Origin of the sequence: Bowmanella dokdonensis (assembly GCF_017254865.1) — a bacterium.
In the GTDB taxonomy this organism is placed as follows: domain Bacteria; phylum Pseudomonadota; class Gammaproteobacteria; order Enterobacterales; family Alteromonadaceae; genus Bowmanella; species Bowmanella dokdonensis.
The window spans coordinates 1-284 of the sequence record NZ_JAFKCV010000404.1; the positions used below are offsets into that span (position 1 = coordinate 1).

Consider the following 284-nt stretch of genomic DNA (forward strand, 5'->3'; position numbering starts at 1 on the left):
GTACGCCTGCCCGGCTTCCTGACGCCCCGGAAACCTGGCTCCCCCCACCACTTTCTTACCTTTGGTGGTAAAAACCGCCAGTTGACGCTTGCCTTCATGCACAATAGTGACAGCCAGCAATTCACCATTGGGAGAAAGTTCAGTATCAACAAAAGTACTGTCGACCGCGAAGTCAGCAGGAGTCAGAGAAGGTGTTGCGCTGGCAAATAATGGCAGAGCGCTACCTAGTATAAATACCAGGTGTCTGCATAGCAGTATAGAAGGCATAACTATCCCTATTATTA

1 pseudogene is annotated in these 284 nt (G+C 49.6%); it reads right to left on the bottom strand.

The annotated features are described in order from the left end of the window. Positions 1 to 267, bottom strand: a pseudogene (locus tag J0A66_RS23080) (hypothetical protein); the annotation flags it as partial. Positions 268 to 284: the final 17 nt, after the last annotated feature.